This is a genomic window from Streptomyces sp. SID4985, assembly GCF_009863025.1.
Lineage (GTDB): Bacteria > Actinomycetota > Actinomycetes > Streptomycetales > Streptomycetaceae > Streptomyces.
In genome coordinates, this window is record NZ_WWIR01000278.1 from 1 (window position 1) to 17041 (window position 17041).

General features: G+C 72.1%; 17 protein-coding genes and 1 pseudogene. 4 read left to right on the forward strand and 14 right to left on the reverse strand.

Features of this window, described 5'->3' with window-relative positions; all coding sequences use genetic code 11:
* Nucleotides 1-18 precede the first annotated feature (18 nt).
* The 7 genes from GTW40_RS11325 to GTW40_RS11355 all read right to left on the reverse strand — a co-directional run bounded on the left by GTW40_RS11325 (nt 19) and on the right by GTW40_RS11355 (nt 6679).
* Nucleotides 19-1272, reverse strand: a complete 1254-nt coding sequence (locus tag GTW40_RS11325; protein WP_161180037.1) for a cytochrome P450 — start codon at nt 1270-1272, stop codon at nt 19-21.
* A 10-nt stretch (nt 1273-1282) separates the two neighbouring features.
* On the reverse strand, nt 1283-2488 hold the full coding sequence (locus tag GTW40_RS11330) for a cytochrome P450 (RefSeq protein ID WP_161180038.1): 1206 nt from the start codon (nt 2486-2488) through the stop codon (nt 1283-1285).
* Nucleotides 2485-3105 (reverse strand): ATP/GTP-binding protein, encoded by a 621-nt coding sequence (locus GTW40_RS11335; protein WP_161180039.1) that lies wholly within the window; start codon nt 3103-3105, stop codon nt 2485-2487. Before GTW40_RS11335 ends, GTW40_RS11330 begins: the two co-directional genes overlap by 4 nt.
* Nucleotides 3083-3436, reverse strand: coding sequence for a DUF742 domain-containing protein (locus GTW40_RS11340; protein ID WP_161180040.1), 354 nt, complete (start codon nt 3434-3436; stop codon nt 3083-3085). The genes GTW40_RS11335 and GTW40_RS11340 overlap by 23 nt, the downstream gene beginning before the upstream one ends.
* Nucleotides 3433-3861 carry a roadblock/LC7 domain-containing protein gene (locus GTW40_RS11345; protein WP_161180041.1) on the reverse strand — a complete coding sequence of 143 codons (429 nt, stop codon included), beginning with the start codon at nt 3859-3861 and terminating at the stop codon, nt 3433-3435. The genes GTW40_RS11340 and GTW40_RS11345 overlap by 4 nt, the downstream gene beginning before the upstream one ends.
* A gap of 5 nt (nt 3862-3866) precedes the next feature.
* Nucleotides 3867-5249 carry an ATP-binding protein gene (locus GTW40_RS11350; protein ID WP_161180042.1) on the reverse strand — a complete coding sequence of 461 codons (1383 nt, stop codon included), beginning with the start codon at nt 5247-5249 and terminating at the stop codon, nt 3867-3869.
* A gap of 722 nt (nt 5250-5971) precedes the next feature.
* Nucleotides 5972-6679 (reverse strand): SDR family oxidoreductase, encoded by a 708-nt coding sequence (locus GTW40_RS11355; protein WP_161180043.1) that lies wholly within the window; start codon nt 6677-6679, stop codon nt 5972-5974.
* 101 nt (nt 6680-6780) lie between these two features.
* On the opposite strand from GTW40_RS11355, the gene GTW40_RS11360 reads away from it, so the two are divergent.
* Entirely contained in the window at nt 6781-7647 is an 867-nt protein-coding gene (locus GTW40_RS11360; protein ID WP_161180044.1) for a helix-turn-helix transcriptional regulator, read from the forward strand.
* Here GTW40_RS11360 and GTW40_RS11365 read toward each other — a convergent pair.
* The 3 genes from GTW40_RS11365 to GTW40_RS11375 all read right to left on the reverse strand — a co-directional run bounded on the left by GTW40_RS11365 (nt 7617) and on the right by GTW40_RS11375 (nt 9874).
* Nucleotides 7617-8120: an NUDIX domain-containing protein gene (locus GTW40_RS11365; RefSeq protein ID WP_343245665.1), complete on the reverse strand. Its 504-nt coding sequence runs from the start codon at nt 8118-8120 to the stop codon at nt 7617-7619. The two genes, GTW40_RS11360 and GTW40_RS11365, sit on opposite strands and share 31 nt — an antisense overlap.
* Before the next feature lie 4 nt (nt 8121-8124).
* A complete protein-coding gene (locus GTW40_RS11370) occupies nt 8125-9111 on the reverse strand; it encodes a DUF4232 domain-containing protein (RefSeq protein WP_237525455.1) in 987 nt (328 codons plus the stop codon).
* Nucleotides 9112-9178: 67 nt separating this feature from the next.
* A complete protein-coding gene (locus GTW40_RS11375) occupies nt 9179-9874 on the reverse strand; it encodes an NAD(P)H-dependent oxidoreductase (protein ID WP_237525456.1) in 696 nt (231 codons plus the stop codon).
* Between the two features lie 164 nt (nt 9875-10038).
* On the opposite strand from GTW40_RS11375, the gene GTW40_RS11380 reads away from it, so the two are divergent.
* On the forward strand, nt 10039-10653 hold the full coding sequence (locus GTW40_RS11380; RefSeq protein ID WP_161180045.1) for a DUF3291 domain-containing protein: 615 nt from the start codon (nt 10039-10041) through the stop codon (nt 10651-10653).
* On the opposite strand, the gene GTW40_RS11385 is transcribed toward GTW40_RS11380, so the two are convergent.
* From GTW40_RS11385 to GTW40_RS11400, 4 genes are all read right to left on the reverse strand, one after another.
* A complete protein-coding gene (locus tag GTW40_RS11385; RefSeq protein ID WP_237525457.1) occupies nt 10593-10967 on the reverse strand; it encodes a metalloregulator ArsR/SmtB family transcription factor in 375 nt (124 codons plus the stop codon). The two genes, GTW40_RS11380 and GTW40_RS11385, sit on opposite strands and share 61 nt — an antisense overlap.
* 70 nt (nt 10968-11037) lie before the next feature.
* Nucleotides 11038-12039, reverse strand: coding sequence for a methylmalonyl Co-A mutase-associated GTPase MeaB (gene meaB / locus GTW40_RS11390; protein ID WP_161180046.1), 1002 nt, complete (start codon nt 12037-12039; stop codon nt 11038-11040).
* A 6-nt stretch (nt 12040-12045) separates the two neighbouring features.
* Entirely contained in the window at nt 12046-14220 is a 2175-nt protein-coding gene (gene scpA, locus GTW40_RS11395; RefSeq protein ID WP_161180047.1) for a methylmalonyl-CoA mutase, read from the reverse strand.
* The gene (locus GTW40_RS11400) at nt 14220-16022 is read right to left on the reverse strand and encodes a methylmalonyl-CoA mutase family protein (protein WP_161180048.1); all 1803 of its coding nucleotides are present in this window, start codon (nt 16020-16022) and stop codon (nt 14220-14222) included. The genes scpA and GTW40_RS11400 overlap by 1 nt, the downstream gene beginning before the upstream one ends.
* Before the next feature lie 239 nt (nt 16023-16261).
* On the opposite strand from GTW40_RS11400, the gene GTW40_RS11405 reads away from it, so the two are divergent.
* Nucleotides 16262-16648, forward strand: a complete 387-nt coding sequence (locus GTW40_RS11405) for a cell division protein SepF (protein ID WP_018547259.1) — start codon at nt 16262-16264, stop codon at nt 16646-16648.
* Between the two features lie 152 nt (nt 16649-16800).
* A pseudogene (locus GTW40_RS11410) lies at nt 16801-17041 on the forward strand (ATP-binding protein); the annotation flags it as partial.

Here is a 17041-nt window from a genome sequence, read left to right on the forward strand (position 1 = left end):
GCAGCCGTCACAAGCCGGTCAGCCCGCGGCGGGCCGCAGCCGTACCGGCAGGCTCTGGTGGCCGTTGCTGATCAGGGAGTGGACCGGCTTCAACTCGTGTGCGGGAACGGCCGGTTCCATGTCCGGGAAGCGCTCGAAGAGCTGCCGGAGCGCGGCGGCGATCTCCATGCGGGCGAGCGGGGCGCCGATGCAGAAGTGGACGCCGTGGCCGAAGGCGAGGTGCTCCTTGGAGATGCGGGTCACGTCGAACCGGTCGGCGGTCGGGCCGTGCCAGTCCGGGTGCCGGTTGGCCGCGGAGTAGGAGGCGAGGATCGCGTCGCCCTGGGCGATGACCTGGCCGTCGGGCAGCGTGATGTCGTTGACGGCGTAACGCAGCGGAAGGTGCTTGACCGAGGGCTCGAACCGCAGGGTCTCCTCGACCACGTCCTCCCACGTCGCGCGCCCGGCCCGCAGGTGCTCCAGCTGCTCGCGGTCGGCCAGCAGGGCGGTGACGGCCTGGTCGATGGCGTTGACCGTGGTCTCGTACCCGGCGCTGATCATCAGGAGCAGGGTGTCGCGCAGCTCCTCGTCTGTCATGCCCTTGCCGTCGCCCTCCTCGTCGCGGGTGGCGATCAGCAGGGAGGTCATGTCGTCACCGGGATCGGCGCGCTTGGCGGCGATCAGCTCGTCCAGCGCCGCGTAGAGGCCGGCCGTGTTCTTCATGGCCTCCTCGGTGGTGAGCGTGGTGTCGAAGACGCCGTCCACGGTGGTGCGGAAGACGGCGGTCTGGTCCACGGGTACGCCCATGAGCCGGCCGATCACGGTGATCGGCAGCGGGTACGCCAACTGCTCGCGCAGGTCGGAGACTTCGTCGGCGGGCCGGGCGGCGAGCGCGTCGAGGAGACCGGTCACCGTGTCCTCGACGACCGGTTTGAGCACGGCGATGCGGCGGGCGCTGAAGGCGGGCGCGACCATGCGGCGCAGCCTGCGGTGGTCGCCGCCGTACGCGGTGAACATGTTGCTGACCGCGACCCAGAGGATGAGCGGCCAGCTGGTCAGGGCGTCCTGGAAGCCGGGCCAGTGCGCGCGGGCGTCCTTGGAGACGTCCGGGCTGGTCAGGAGCTGCTTGAGGAGGTCGGGGTCGGTCACGGACCAGGCGGTGACGCCGAGGATGTCGACCTGGGTGGCCGCCCCCCGGGCGCGCAGCGCCTTCAGCTCGGCGTGGTGGTCGGCTCCGGTGGGGTCGAGGACGAGGACGGACTGCTCGGTCGCGGATATCGACTGTTCGGGCACGCGGGCTCCTTCAGCGATGGACGGGGAACAGGACGGGAAGGGCTTCCAGGGCACGGTGGAACGGGCCGGGGCGCCACCGCAGTTCGGACGGCGGGACGGCGAGGTCCATCTCCGGGATGGCGTCGAGGAGATGACTCAGCGCGGTCTCCGCGATCAGATACGCGTGGGAGCGCGCCGGACAGGTGTGGGGGCCGATGCTCCACGCCAGATGGGCACGGTTGCCGCTGACGCTCGACGCGGGCATTCCGAGGGTGAGTTCGGGGTCGTTGTTGCACGCGGACAGGGAGATCACCACCGGCTGGTGGGCCGGGAGCAGATAGCCGTCCATGTCTGTGGGGTACGGCGGGTAGCTGATGCAGTAGTTCGCCATCGGCGGGTCGCTGTAGAGCACGGTGTCCAGGGCGTCGCGCAACGTCGACTGGCCCGCGTGGAGTTCGGCCGAGAAGTCGTCGTCGGTGAGGATCTTCAGCTGGGTGTTGGCGATGAGGTTGGTCAGCGGCTCGATGCCCGCGCCGTAGAGCGTGACGAGCTGGTGGGCCATCTCCTCGTCGTCCAGGGCGGCTTCGTGCGCGATGAGCCGGGAGGTCACGTCGTCGCCGGGCCGCTCGCGGCGCAGGCCCACCAACTCGCCGATGGCCTGGGCGAGAAGCGCGTTGCCGTGGTCGGCGTCCTTCGCCTCGAAGATCTTCGCCATGCCGTCCGCGATGCGCGCTCCGATGTCGTCGGGGCAGCCGAGCAGCGCGCTGAGCACCCGGAAACTGATCGGCCACGCGTACTGGGTGAGCAGGTCGGCCCGCCCGGTGTCGCCGAATCCCGCGATCGCCCCGGCCGCGATCTTCTCGACCAGCGCGCGGAGTTGATGCTGGTCCACCGCGTCCAGGCTCGCGGTGTTGGCGCCCCGGTAGCGGGCGTGCTCGGTGCCGCCGCTGCGCAGCGCGTTGGGCCGCCACTCCATCATCGGCAGCACCGGACAGGTGCGCGGCACCTCCCGCTGCCACACCCGGGGGTCGGCGGGGAAGCGCAGCGGGTCGTTGAGGATGCGGCGCGCGGCGTCGTAGCCGATCACCAGCGTGGCGGGGATACCAGGGGACAGCTCGACGGGCACCAGCGTCCCGTGCGTGCTGCGCATCCGCTCGTAGGCGGCGTGCGGGTCGGCGGCGAACTCCGGTGCGTACAGCGGGATTCGGGCCGGAGCCTGAGGGTCGGCGGCGGTCATCGCAGGGGCTCCAGGGACGCGGCGGGGCTGAGTCCGACCAGGTGTTCCGTGAGGGTGATCAGGGCTCGCAGGGAGGAGACGCGGTCGCGGGCGTCGCAACTGGTCAGCGGGGTGCCGGGGTCGAGAGCGAGCGCCTCGCGCAGTTCCGCCTCGGGGTAGACCGGGGCGTCCGGGAAGGTGTTGACCGCCACCGCGTACGGCGTGCCCCGGTCCTCAAGGAGGCCGAGGGCGCCGTGGCTGGCGTCGAGGTCGCGGGTGTCGGCGAGGACGAGACAGCCGAGCGCGCCCTCCGAGAGGTCCTCCCACAGCGGCTTGAAGCGGACCTGCCCCGGCAGCCCGAACAGGTACAACGCCAGTGCCCCGTCGGCCAGATGGATGCGGCCGAAGTCCATGCCGACGGTGGTGGTGGTCTTGTCCGGGGTGCCGCGCATGTCGTCGATGCCGACGCTGACCTCGGTGATGGGTTCCTCCATGCGCAGCGGCCGCACCTCGGACACGCTGCCGATGAAGGTTGTCTTGCCGACCCCGAACCCACCGGCTATCACGATCTTGGCCGACTGCGTCACCGTGGAGGGCACGTAAGTGACGGGCGGGTCAGAGGAGTTGTCGAAGTCCATGGAGCACCCTTACGAGAATGTCGTCCTGCGGCTGAGCGGAGTCGGCGTCGACCGGGCTGGTCAGTCGGCCGGTGTCCATGAGGCGGGAGACGAGAATGCGGACGGTGGAGGGCGGCAGTTGCAGCGCGGCGGCGATGTCGGCCACGGCCAGACCGCCGCAGCCGGGTGAGAACAGGCTCATCACCCGGCGTTCGTCCGTGGCGAGTTCACCGGCGGAGCCGGCCGCGGCGATGACCACGCTCTCCCAGCGCACGTCGTCCCGTGGGCGGATCTGGCCGCCGGTACGGACGTAGGGCCGGATCATGTCCGGGTCGCGCCGCGGCCCGCTCATGCCCCGAGACTCCCGTCGCGCTGGGGAACCGGAGTGCGTTCGCCGGTGGAGAGCTGCGTGCCCAACTGCACGGCCAGGCGCACCATGTGATCGGTGATCAGTCCGATGTCGGCCAGCGGTCCGGTCGTGCAGACCATCAGCGTGGTGTTCTGCCCGGCGGCCGTCGTCAGACAGAAGTTGTTCGCGCACTCCACGAGGTGCTGGCGTACCCCGCCGCCACCGGTGAACTCGTCCCACGCCTTGGCCGAGGCCCGCAGCGAGGCGGTCAGGGCGGCCAGCTTCTCGCCGCCCTCCTGGTCGATGGTGTGCGTACGGGCCTTGAGCAGGCCGTCGCCGCTCACCAGCACCGCGTACCGGACGCCTTCGACCGAGCCGAGCTGTTCGTCCAGCAGCCAGCCCAGGGAGTTGGCGTGAGTCTCCGACATGGTGTTCAACGTCCTTCTTCCGTGCGGGGGGTGCTGCTGCCGTGGTGGTCCCGGCCGCGCCGGGTGCCCGCCATCCAGGAGGCGGCGACGCCGGGGCTGCCCGGCTGGACCGACGGGGCGGCGGGCTTCGCCGCCGGGGCGGCCCCGGTGCCCGGCTCGGCGGGGGCGTCGGTGCGCGGGGCGCGCTTGCGGACGGTGAGGCCGCTCGCCGTCGTGGTGGACGGCTCGGGGCGGCGCCGCTCCGGCGCGCTCCGGGCCTGCTGCCCCGGGAGCGCGGTCCTGGTGCGGGCGGTGGCGCGGGCCTGTGCCGACCGGGCCGACTCGGGGCTGGTCAGCAGGTTCTGCGGGAGCACGATGACGGCACGGGTGCCGCCGTAGATGTTCGGGGTGGTGATGTCGACGCGGAAGCCGTAGTCGTTGGCCAGCGCGGCGGCCACGCGGAGCCCGGTCTGCGGGTAGGCCCCCAACGCCGTGATGTCGTCGCGCTGTTCGCCGGAGAGCACCTTGCGGGCCCACAGCACCCGCTCGTCGTCCATGCGCAGTCCGGCGTCGTCCACGATCAGGAAGGCCGCGTTGTGGCCGTGGTCGAGGGTGACGTGCACCCGCGCGGCGGGGGGCGAGTAGCGCAGGGCGTTGCTGAGCAGCACCGCGAGGGTGTGGATCACGGCCTCGACGGCCCGGCTCTCGACCGCGAGGGTCTCCATCTCCGGGTGCTGGACGCGCTCGTACCCCTCGACGCGGCCCATGGCGGCGCGCACGATGTCGGTCAGGGTGGTGGCCCGCCAGCGGGCCGAGAGCTTGTCCCCGGCGAGAACCGAGAAGCCGGAGGCGATGAGCAGCATCTGCTGCGAGAGATGGTCGATCTCGTTGAGCGTGGCGTACGCCTCGTCGGAGATGTGGACCTTGCGCACCCCGGCGCTCACCGACCGGCTCAGGTTCTTCGCCCGCTGCACCAGGCTGGACGTGAACGCCCGCACGGTGGCCCGGGCGACATCGACCGACTCCCGCCGCGCGTCGGCGACTTGGGCGTCCGCTGCCTTCTGGATCCCGGCGGCGCGCTCCTCGGAACGCTCCTCCGCGCGCCGTTCCAGGAGTGCCACGGTGTTCCGCGTCTCCTCGCTCAGCCCGGTCAGCGCGTGGGCGAGGGGGGTACCGGCGAGCTGGGGCGGCAGCACGGGGGCGGCGACCGGTTCGGCCGTGGGGGAGGCGACCGTGGTCGTGATCCTCCCGACGAACTGCTCGGCCGCGCGCAGCTGTTGGGACAGGGTCTCCGCGCGTTCATGGAGCTGCTCGGCACGCCGCCGCTGACGTGCGGCCACGCGTGCGTAGTACGCGATCGCCGCGGCGCCGACCGCCACGAGCACCAGGAACAGGGTCAGTTCGGTCATCGGGCCGTCCTCGCGACGATGGTGCGGGGGGTACCGGTGGCGATCCGTACGCGAGGGCGGGAGGGGGTGTTCGGGGCCGCGCCCGGCGGGATCGCCGTGGCGCGTAACCCGGTCGCCGGTCCGTGCGCCTCCGGCGGCGCCGAGGAGACGCGAGCGGTACGGGCTGCCCGTAAGAGACGCATGACTGAACTCCTGCTGGGGATCGGCCGGGTCACGCCGCGGGGCGCGCGGGTGTGCGACGGACCGGAGCGTGCGGTGGCGGCGTCGAGCGAACCGGGATGTCCAGCGGGGGCCGTCCGAGCGGGGCCCGCTCACGGGGTCCGTACCCGCTCATCGCGTCCGGGGCGGATCGGCGGTGCGGGGGCGGTCGGTCCGTGAGTCACGCGCTGGAGCAAGACGTTGGTCCTGGGGCGCCCCTCCCGGTCCGCCGCGGTGGGCTGCCGCGCATGGCCGGCAGCTCATTGACGATGGTGAGAATACGGTCCGTAACGTAGTCCTCGCAACGCCGAACGAAAGTGCGGATATGCGTGATCTCGCGTACCCCGTCCGGCACTTGAAGCAGACGCCGCCAGGCCGTATACCGCACCCCCGGCGCTCCCGGGCCGCCGATCGAGGGGGCCGGACGGGGTTGCGGGACGCTGAGGTGATCCGGTGAAGATTTCACCATTCATGTGAACGTCCGGCCCGCCGGTTCGCCTTTCACCGGTTCCGTCGGCCTCGGCTCACCACGGCAGCACCCCCGCCCCGTTCTGGAACGTCCCCGTCGGCCCGTCCGGTCCCACGCACGCCAGGCGGACGATGACCTCGGCGCCCTCCTCGACGGTCTGGGTGCCGGTGTGGTGGTTGAGGTCGGTCGCGGTGAAGCCGGGGTCGGCGGCGTTGATCCGGATGCCCTCGAACGCCTTGGCGTACTGGACGGTGAGCATGTTCAGGGCGGCCTTGGAGGACGGGTATGCCAGGCTCGGGTAGAAGTGCTCGAAGGCCGCGGGGTCGGCCAGGGCCGGGGTGTGCGCGAGGCCGCTGCTGACGTTGACCACGACCGGGTGGTCCGAGCGGAGCAGCAGGGGCAGGAAGGCGTGCAGGGTGCGGACGGGCCCGAAGACGTTGGTCTCGAAGACGGTCCGTACGTCGGCGGCGGTGGTCTCGGCGGGGAGGACGAAGCCGCCGTCCGGGTGACGCGGCTCGATCCCGGCGTTGTTGACCAGCACGTCCAGGCCGCCCTCCGCCTCGATCGTCTTGACGGCGGCAGCCACGGAGGCGTCGTCGGTCACGTCGAGCGGGACGAAGCGGGCGCCCAGCTCCTCGGCGGCACGCCGTCCGCGCTCGGGGTCGCGGGCGCCGACGTAGACGGTGTGCCCGGCGGCGATCAGGCGACGGGCGGTCTCGCGGCCGAGGCCCTTGTTGGCTCCGGTGATCAGTGTTCTCGTCATGTCTCCAGGCTGCGCCGGACGGCCGCGACCAGCCAGAAGACCGCTTTTCCTGGGACTGGCGGTACCAGGCACGCCCGCCCGCGCGGCAGCACACTGGGGACATGACGACCACCGACCTGGGTGACGCGATCCGCCGCTGGCGGGACCGGCTGGCCCCCGGTGACGTGGGGCTGCCCGCAGGGGGCCGCAGGCGGGCGACCGGGCTGCGCCGCGAGGAGCTGGCGCAGCTCGCGGGGATCTCCGTCGACTACGTGACCCGCCTGGAACAGGGCCGCGCGACCAACCCCTCCTCGCAGGTCGTGCGGGCGCTGACCCGCGCGCTCCGGCTCTCGGCGGAGGAGCGGGACCACCTCCACCGGCTGGCCGGACTCGCGCCGCCCGGACCGAGGGCGGTGCCCGTCTTCATCCCGCCCAGCGTGCACCGGCTGCTCGACCGGCTGGCCCACACCCCGGTCGCCGTGTACGACGCCACCTGGACCCTGCTCGCCGCCAACTCACCCTACGCCGCGCTGATGGGCGACTCCACGCGGTGGCGCGGCCGCGAACTCAACGGTGTCTGGCGGCACTTCCTCGGACCCGGCGGCCCCGTCACCTACACCCCCGAGGCCCGCGCCGCCTTCGAGTCCGCCCTCGTCGCCGACCTCCGCGCGGCGGCTGCCCGCTACCCGGCCGACTCCGGTCTGCGCGCCCTCGTCACCGAACTGCGCGACGGCAGCCCGGAGTTCGCCCGCCTCTGGGACTCCGGCACGGTCGGCGTCCACGAGGCCGCCCGCAAGACCATCGACCATCCGGCCGTCGGCCCGGTGACCCTCGACTGCGACATCCTCGCGGTCGCGGGCAGCGATCTGCGCGTCATGGTCTACACGGCGGAACCGGGCACGGAGGACGCGGAACGCCTCGCGCTGCTGATGGTGTGGGGGACACAGCCGGTGGAGCCTCAGCCGCCGCTGCCCGGCGCCACCGGATAGCGGTGCACCGGTGGCAGACATGGCAGAAGGCCCGGCCAGACCGTGTCGATCACGTGGGCACTCGGGGTGAAGAGCGGCTGGGGAAGCGTCGGCAGGTCGGCGGGGTCGTGCCACTCCCAGCGCTCGATCAAGTGCGGCTCCTCGACGGACGGTTCGCCGGTAAAGGCGTGCACGCGGACGGCGGCGGTCAGCCGGGGGAGACCGTGGACGGAGTCCATCAGCAGGGCCACGGTCCGCGTCGTGTCCGGGTCGGCCCGCAGACCGGTCTCCTCGGCCAGCTCCCGCACACCCGCTGCCGTGAAGTCCTCGCCCGGGTCGTTCTTGCCGCCGGGCAGCTCCCAGACCTCGCGCTTCCTGGACCAGCCGAGCAGCACCCGGCCCGCCGCGTCGGTCACGACGACACCCGCGCCGGTGAGCGCGTGCGGCGAGGGACGGCCCTTGTCGGCGTACGGGATCCGCTCGGTCTCTGTCACGTTCTCACTGCTCCTTCTGCCACGCCCGGACCCCCAGTCTGCCCGTCGTACCGAGATCCAGTTCCGGGGTCACCATCACGGGCGCGGCGCCCGCCCGGGCGCGGACGCGGAGGTAAGGGGCGTTCACGGCGGCGCCGACGGTCTGCACCGTGTTGCGCCAGGCGATGCCCGACCGGGCGCGTTCGCCGGGCTTCAGGGTGACGGGGCGGACGACGTCGGGGTTGCCGTCCAGGTTGGCGACCTCGTCGCCGGGCACGAGGTGGATTCCCCCCACCACCTCGTGGTCGGCGTCGAGGATCTGGAGCTGGGGGCGGCCTTCGAGCGTGTACGGGCTCGTGCCGCAGTTCTCCAGATGCAGCCCCGTCACGCGCAGCCCCATCGCCGCGTCCCCCTGATCGGCCCACACCCGGACCCCGGACGCCGGGCACGGCCCGCTCTCGGACGGCGCCTCGGCGGACGGGACGCTGCGGACGGACACGACCGACGCGTTCGGCATCCGGGCCGCGTCGCCGAAGCTCCGGCGCATCGCCACCGTCCCGCGCAGGGTCCCGCCCGGCCGGACCGGACCGGCGATCCGGATCGCCCCGGTGTACCCGGAGGCGTCGAAGACGATCGTGTACGTCATGTCGTGCGCGGCGGGGTTGGTCACCGAGAACGCCGCCGTCAGGCCGTTCGGCCGGCAGACGCCGTCCTGGCCGACGGCGCCGGAGTACAGGCCGGTCAGCCGCACCCCGTCCCGCTCGGCGTCCGTGGCCGACGGCACCGGACTCGGCTTACCCGGCGGGCGCGGGGCGTCCGCGGTGGTGGTGGGCCGGGTCAGCGGGGGCGTGCTGCCGGGGGTGGGCGTGGCCGAGGGGCACGCCGGAGCGGCGCTCTCCCCGCCGACCGCACGCGGGGCCGTCTGCTGGGTGCCGCATCCGGCGAGGGTGAGGGCGGCCGCCGTCATGGCGAGCGCGCCGAAGGCGATCCGGCCGTCAAATGGTCTGTGCATCAAGCGAGTTGATCAGCGCCAGACCACTCCGGCTGTGACGGAAGCCACTCCTCCGGTCACGGCTCTGTCACAGGCGCGCCGCGCTCGCCCCGAGCCCCGCGAAGACGTCCCGCACCGACGCAAGGGCCGCCTCCCGCTCGGCCTCGGACATCCGGGCCGGGCCGTAGGTGACGACCGGGGGCAGCGGCTCGTAGCCGACGAACTCCAGCATTCCCCGGTGGACATGGAAGAGGAACTGGTCCAGCGCGCCGAACGCGCCGCCCGGCACGAACGCCTCCGCCGGGCCGCCGGTCGTGATCAGCACCATCGCCCGCTTGCCGCGCAGCGCGGCCTGGTCGAACAGCCCGAACTCCCCGCCGAACACCGCGCCCATGACGAACACCCGGTCGATCCAGCCCTTGAGGATCGCGGGCATCGAGAACCACCACAACGGAAAGGACAGCACGAGCAGATCGGCCGACAGTACGGCGTCCAGCTGCGCGCGCACCTCGGCGGACAGGGTGCCTTCCCGTACGGCCTTCATCTGCTCGGCCTGCGGCTTGAACGGCCCCTCAGGCGGCGGGAATTCGGCGCGGTCGAGCACGGGGTTCCAGCCGTCGGCGTAGAGGTCCACGACCCGCACGGAGTGACCGGAGCGGCGCAACTCCTCGACAGCGGCCCGCATTTGGGCCGAGGCGAAGGAGTCGGGCTCGGGGTGGGCGTGCACGACGAGGGCGGACGGCCGGGCGTCCATGACGGGGTCCACGGTGGGCGCGATGTCCATGCCGTCGATCGTATCGCAATATTCCGATGTGTCGATGTGAAAGGGTGACGCTGCCCGCGCAGAGGCCATTTGGAGAGGGAAAACGCAACTTCGACGGGGTCCGCGGATGCGGCTACCTTCTCGCCCCGGGTCCACCGCAGGCACCCCCGACCAGGGAGAGACGCATGCCCCAGCTCGCGCTGTACACCTTCGGCGTCCTGACGTCACCGCTCGCCGATCCCGCACCTCTCACCCGCGAGTTCTACGACATCGGTGAGGCCGTCTACCGCGAAATCGGCCGCCACCCCGGATACCTCGGGCGGGCCGAAGCGGCGGGCGACGACCAGGGTGTCCTCTTCGGGGCGGACTGGGGCGCGTGGGGAGAGTTCGCCGTACCGGCCTGGTACGACAAGGGCCGCACGGCGGACACCACCGCCCTGGCCACGACCCTCTCCCTCTGGACCGATCCGCGCTCCGCGTTCGACGCCGTCTACGGCGGTCTGCACCGCGCGGCGCTGGGCAGGCGTCACGACTGGTTCGAGAAGGCGGAGCACCCGACTCATGTGTTCTGGTGGGTCTCCGACGGAGTGACGCCCACCTGGCGGGACGGGGTCTCCAGGCTGGAGCACCTCCACGGCCACGGCTCCACGCCGGGCGCCTTCACCTTCCGCCACGCGTTCGCCCCGGACGGAACTCCGGCCGGGATCAAGGGAGTCGGGCCGGAGGGCGAGCAGGCCGCTCAGATCAGCCCGCCGACCGCCTCCGACAGCCGCCGCAGCCGCTCCTCGTCGCGCCGGTAGTGGGTCCACTTGCCGACCCGCGTCGAGCGGACGAGGCCCGCGCGCTCCAGGGTCGCCATGTACGAGGAGACGGTCGACTGGGCCAGCCCGCTCTTGGCCTGGATATGGCTGACGCACACGCCGACGGTGTCACGGTCCGCGATCGGCTCGTACGCCGCGAACTCCGTGTCCGGGTTCCGCAGCCAGCGCATGATCTGGAGGCGGACCGGGTTGGCCAGCGCCTTGAACGCCTCCAGCGTCTCCGGGGCCTCCAGCGCTTCCGGAGCCTCCGGCGCTTCCCCGGCCCGCGCGGCGGCCTCGTCGTTCCTGCTCATGTCCACCCAGGGTCCTGTCCGGTCTCCGTCACGTCGACATACCAGGATATCTCGATGGATGAGCGCCGGGTCAGGGCTCCTGCCCCCGCATCCCGTCCTCGAACGCCCGCAGAATCCGCTCCGCCGCCAGCGTCGCCGTCAACGACCCGTCCCGTACCCGCTGTTCGAGTTCCGGGGCGGTCTCGCGGACGGCGGGGTCCGAGCGCAGGCGGCCGAGCAGCTCGTCGCGGACCATGGACCAGGTCCAGCCCACCTGCTGGTCGCGCCGCTTGGCGGTGAGCCGTCCCGTGGAGTCGAGCAGCGCGCGGTGCTGTTCGAGGCGCTCCCACACCGTGTCCAGACCGCTCGACTCACGCGCGCTGCAGTGCAGCACCGGCGGAGTCCAGAACGCGTCCTTGCCGTGCATCAGCCGCAGCGCGCCCGCGAGTTCACGGGCGGCCGTCCTCGCGTCGCGCTCGTGCGGACCGTCCGCCTTGTTGACGGCGATCACGTCGGCCAGTTCCAGGACGCCCTTCTTGATGCCCTGGAGCTGGTCGCCGGTGCGGGCCAGGGTGAGGAGCAGGAAGGAGTCGACCATGTCGGCGACCGCGGTCTCCGACTGGCCGACGCCGACCGTCTCGACCAGGATCACGTCGTAGCCCGCCGCCTCCATGACGATCATGGACTCCCGGGTCGCCTTCGCCACCCCGCCCAGCGTGCCCGCGCTGGGGGAGGGGCGCACGAAGGCGTCCGGGTCCACGGCCAGCCGCTCCATGCGCGTCTTGTCGCCCAGGATCGAGCCGCCGGTACGGGTCGAGGACGGGTCCACGGCGAGCACCGCCACCCGGTGCCCCAGCGAGGTCAGCATCGTGCCGAACGCGTCGATGAACGTGGACTTGCCCACGCCCGGCACCCCGCTCACCCCGATCCGCCGCGCCCGCCCGCTGTGCGGCAGCAGCTCGGTCAACAATTCCTGCGCCAGCGAACGGTGTTGCGGTCGGGTGGACTCGACGAGCGTAATGGCACGCGCCACCACCGCCCGCTTGCCGTCGAGCACGCCCTTCACATAGGCGTCGAGCTCCATCGCGGCCATCGGCGCCTACAGATCGTGGCCGAGATCGGCGGCGAGCCGCTTCACCAGGTCGTGCGCCGCGTCCGGGATGACCGTGCCCGGCGGGAACACCGCCGTCGCGCCCATCTCCAGCAGCGTCGGCACGTCCTGCGGCGGGATCACCCCGCCCACCACGATCATGATGTCCTCCCGGCCCTCCTCGGCCAGCTTCTCCTTCAGCGCCGGGACCAGGGTGAGGTGCCCCGCGGCCAGCGAGGACACCCCGACCACGTGCACGTCCGCCTCGACCGCCTGCCGGGCGACCTCCTCCGGCGTCTGGAACAGCGGGCCGACGTCCACGTCGAAGCCGAGGTCGGCGAAGGCGGTCGCGATCACCTTCTGGCCCCGGTCGTGCCCGTCCTGGCCCATCTTGGCGACCAGGATGCGCGGGCGGCGCCCCTCCGCCTCCCCGAAGGCGTCCACCAGGGCACGGGTGCGGTCCACGTTCGGGGACTCCCCTGCTTCGTTGCGGTACACGCCGGAGATCGTACGGATCTGGCCCGCGTGCCGGCCGTACACCTTCTCCAGGGCGTCGGAGATCTCGCCCACCGTCGCCTTCGCGCGCGCCGCGCGCACCGCCAGCTCCAGGAGGTTGCCCTCGCCGTCCGCCGCCCGGGTCAGCGCGTCGAGGGCGGCCCGGCACTCGACGTCGTCCCGCTCCGCGCGCAGCCGCCGCAGCTTCTCGATCTGCTGGGCGCGCACCGAGGAGTTGTCGACCTTGAGGACCTCGATCTGCTCGTCGGAGTCCACCCGGTACTTGTTCACGCCGATCACCGGCTGACGGCCGGAGTCGATCCGCGCCTGGGTGCGGGCCGCCGCCTCCTCCACGCGCAGCTTCGGGATGCCCGCGTCGATGGCCTGTGCCATGCCGCCCGCCGCCTCGACCTCCTGGATGTGCTGCCACGCCCTGCGCGCGAGGTCGTACGTCAGCCGCTCCACGTACGCGCTGCCGCCCCAGGGGTCGATGACCCGCGTGGTGCCCGACTCCTGCTGGATCAGCAACTGCGTGTTGCGCGCGATCCGCGCCGAGAAGTCGGTGGGCAACGCCAGTGCCTCGTCAAGGGCGTTGGTGTGCAGCGACTGGGTGTGGCCCTGGGTCGCCGCCATCGCCTCCACACACGTCCGTGTGACGTTGTTGAACACGTCCTGCGCGGTCAGCGACCAGCCCGAGGTCTGCGAATGGGTGCGCAGCGAGAGGGACTTGGCGTTCTGCGGGTCGAACTGCCTGACCAGCTTGGCCCAGAGGAGCCGGGCCGCCCGCAACTTGGCGATCTCCATGAAGAAGTTCATGCCGATCGCCCAGAAGAACGAAAGGCGGGGCGCGAACGCGTCCACGTCCAGGCCCGCTTCACGTCCCGCGCGGATGTACTCCACGCCGTCCGCGAGCGTGTACGCCAGCTCCAGGTCGGCCGTCGCGCCCGCCTCCTGGATGTGATAGCCGGAGATGGAGATGGAGTTGTAGCGCGGCATCCGCTGCGAGGTGTACGCGAAGATGTCGGAGATGATCCGCATCGACGGCTTCGGCGGATAGATGTAGGTGTTGCGGACCATGAACTCCTTGAGGATGTCGTTCTGGATGGTCCCGGCCAACTTCTCGGGTGGTACGCCCTGTTCTTCCGCCGCCACGATGTAGAGCGCGAGCACCGGCAGCACGGCGCCGTTCATCGTCATCGACACGGTCATCCTGTCCAGCGGAATCCCGTCGAACAACTGCCGCATGTCCAGGATCGAGTCGATGGCCACACCGGCCATGCCGACGTCACCGGTCACGCGCGGATGGTCGCTGTCGTAACCCCGGTGCGTGGGCAGGTCGAAGGCGACCGACAGACCCTTCTGCCCGGCCGCCAGATTGCGCCGGTAGAACGCGTTGGACTCCTCGGCGGTGGAGAAGCCCGCGTACTGCCGGATCGTCCAGGGCTGGTTGACGTACATCGTCGGGTACGGCCCGCGCAGATACGGCGCCATGCCCGGATACGTCTCCAGGAAGTCCAGACCCTCCAGGTCACGCCCGGTGTACAGCGCCTTGACCCCGATGCCCTCGGGGGTCTCCCACACCGGCTCGGCGCCCCCGGTCGCCCCCTTGACGGCGGCCCGCCACTCCTCGGCACCACCGTCCACGGCCGGGGTGCCCAGCTCGATCCCGGAGAAGTCGGGGATTCCCATCAGGACACTCCCATGCGGTCGAGAGTCGCGGACAGTACGGCGACGGCGTCGCAGCCCGCGAAGACGTAACTGTCGACGCCCGTGTACTCGGCGGGGCGTCCGGCCAGGGCCACATGGCGGGCACCGGCCGCGCGCAAGGCTTCGGCGGCCTGCCCGGCCTCCTCCGCGTACCGGCTGTCGCTGGAGCAGAGGACGGCCTCGGTGGCGCCGCTGTCCTCGAAGTTCCCGGCGGTGACCGGTTCGATGCCGCCCGCCTGGAAGAGGTTGGCGGCGAAGGAGGCGCGCGCGGTGTGCTCGGCGGCGGGGCCGAGCGTGGCGAGGAAGACGCGGGGGCGGGCGCCGGTCGCCGTCAGGTGGGCGTCCGAGCGGGCCCGCAGCGCCTCGTACGCCTCGTCCCGGCGCACGCGCGGCAGACCGCCGGAGCGCGGTTCGGGGGCGGGCTCGCGGACGACCGGCTTCTCGGCCAGGAACGGGAACTCGCTGACCCCGGTGATGGGTTCGCGCCGCTTGGCGAGCTTCGCGGACCGCTCCTGCCAGGTCTTCGCGAGGTCCTCGCGGAGCCTGCCCGAGCGCAACACGGCAGCCTGGCCGCCTTCCTGTTCGATAGACCGGAAGAACTCCCAGGCGGCCTCGGCGAGTTCGTCCGTGAGCCGCTCCACGTACCAGGAGCCGCCCGCCGGGTCGATCACCCGGGCCAGATGCGACTCCTCCAGCAGGATCGTGGAGGTGTTGCGCGCGATGCGGCGGGCGAACGCGTCCGGCAGGCCCAGGGCGTGGTCGAAGGGCAGCACGGTCACCGAGTCGGCGCCGCCGACCCCGGCCGCGAGCGTGGCGACCGTGGTGCGCAGCATGTTCACCCAGGGGTCGCGCCGGGACATCATCACCGGCGAGGTCACCACGTGCTGCGTCTGCGCGCCCGGCGCCCCGCACACCTCGGCGACCCGCGCCCACAGCCGGCGCGCGGCGCGCAGCTTGGCGACGGTCAGGAACTGGTCGGCGGTGGCGGCGTAGCGGAACTCCAGCTGGGAGGCGGCCTGTTCGACGCTCAGCCCGGCCTCGGTCAGCTCCCGCAGATACGCCACGGCGGTGGCCAGCGAGGCACCCAGCTCCTGCGCGGCCGAGCCGCCCGCCTCGTGGTACGGCAGCGCGTCCACGGTGAGCGTGCGCAGCCCCGGGTACTCGTCGGCGACGCGCTTCGCGAGCGCGGCCACGGGAGCGAAGTCCAGCGCGGTGCCGGTGCGGGCCTCGTGGCCCAGCGGGTCGGCGCCGAGGCTGCCGCGTACGGCCTCGGGAGCGACGCCCTGCTCCTCGTACAGCCGCAGCAGCGCCGTCGCGGCGGACTCGGTGTCGGCGCCCGCGTCCAGTACGACGGGGGCGAGGTCCAGATAGACGCCGTCGAGCGCCCGGCCGAGGTCCGCGACGGGGATGCCGCCCTCGCCGAGCACCAGCCAGAGCGAGGTGACGCCGTTCTCCAGGTCGGCCAGGACGGTGCCGTCGCCGAGGGCCGCGTGCCGCTGCCGTACGTCCCAGCCGCCCGCGGTGCCGCCCTCGGGCCTGCCGCCGCGTGTGAACGGGGCGAAGCCCGGCAGCCCGGGGTCGGGAGCGGTGTCGCGCGCGGTGTACAGGGGGCGGGTGCGCAGCCCGTCCTCCAGCGTCGTGGACAGGGCGTCCTCAGCCGCGCCGCCGGAGACTTCCTTGCCGGACTTGCGCAGTACACCCTCGACCAGGCGTTGCCACTGCTCGTGCGTCGCGTCAGGGAACTCGGCGGCCAGGGAGAGCCCGTCGTCAGGCAGGACCGTCATGCTCGGATGTTAGGACAGGGGGCTCAGATGGCAGCAGAAGGCCGGGCTGTGACGTTTCCCTCGTTGCGGTTGTGATCCGGGCCTCTGGACGGGCCATGTGACGCCGTGCGCACGGCGGATGGGACCGGGAGCGGACATGCGCAGGGTCGCACAGTGTGTCGCTGTTGGGCTGAACGGGTGACTTGGCGTAAGAATTGGCAGGTGCAGGCATCGCAAGCGAGTCAGGTCAGGGGGAGCCGGTGAGCCGTTACGACGTCACCGATGAACAGTGGGAAGGGCTCGCCCAGGTCGTGCCGCTGCGGGGCCGGGACGCGTGGCCGTCCGCGGTGAACCACCGCTCGCTGCCGGAGGCCGACACCGAGACCCGCCGCCGTTTCGTCGTTCTGCGGGTCAATGTGTTCGCGGACGCGCGCGACGTGGCCGAGACCCTGATGGCCGGGATTCCGGTGCTGCTCGACCTGTCGAGCGCGGAGACCGAGGTCGCCAAGCGCGTCCTGGACTTCAGCACCGGCGTGGTCTTCGGGCTGGCCAGCGGGATGCACCGGGTGGACCGGAACGTCTTCCTGCTGACGCCGCCCGGGACCGAGGTCAGCGGGCTGATGGGCATGGAGGCGTCGGGCGGCTGAGGAGCCGTCATGGCCTCTCGTACGCGCCGCTCGTAGGGTCGTAGGACTTGGGCCGGGTGGACGGTGTGCCCTGTTTTGACCCGGTCGCCCGATCGTAGGAAGGTCCGAGGGCAAAACGGTTCGGCGCTCCGGGGCGGTCCTACGGTCCGCGTATGTCCGTGACCTCCCTGTCCGCCGTGCCGCCTGTCGCAGCCTCTGTCGTGCCGTCCGCCGAGCCCGCCGTACTGCCGGACCGCGCCCTCGACGCCCTCTCCGACGTGCGCGCCCGGATCACCGAGCTGCGGCTGTCCGCCTTCGCCGGGCACCGCCGGGCCGCGTTCCCGCTCGGCGCCGTCACCCTGTTCGCGGGCCCCAGCGGGACGGGCAAGTCGACCGCCCTCGCGGCCTTCGAGG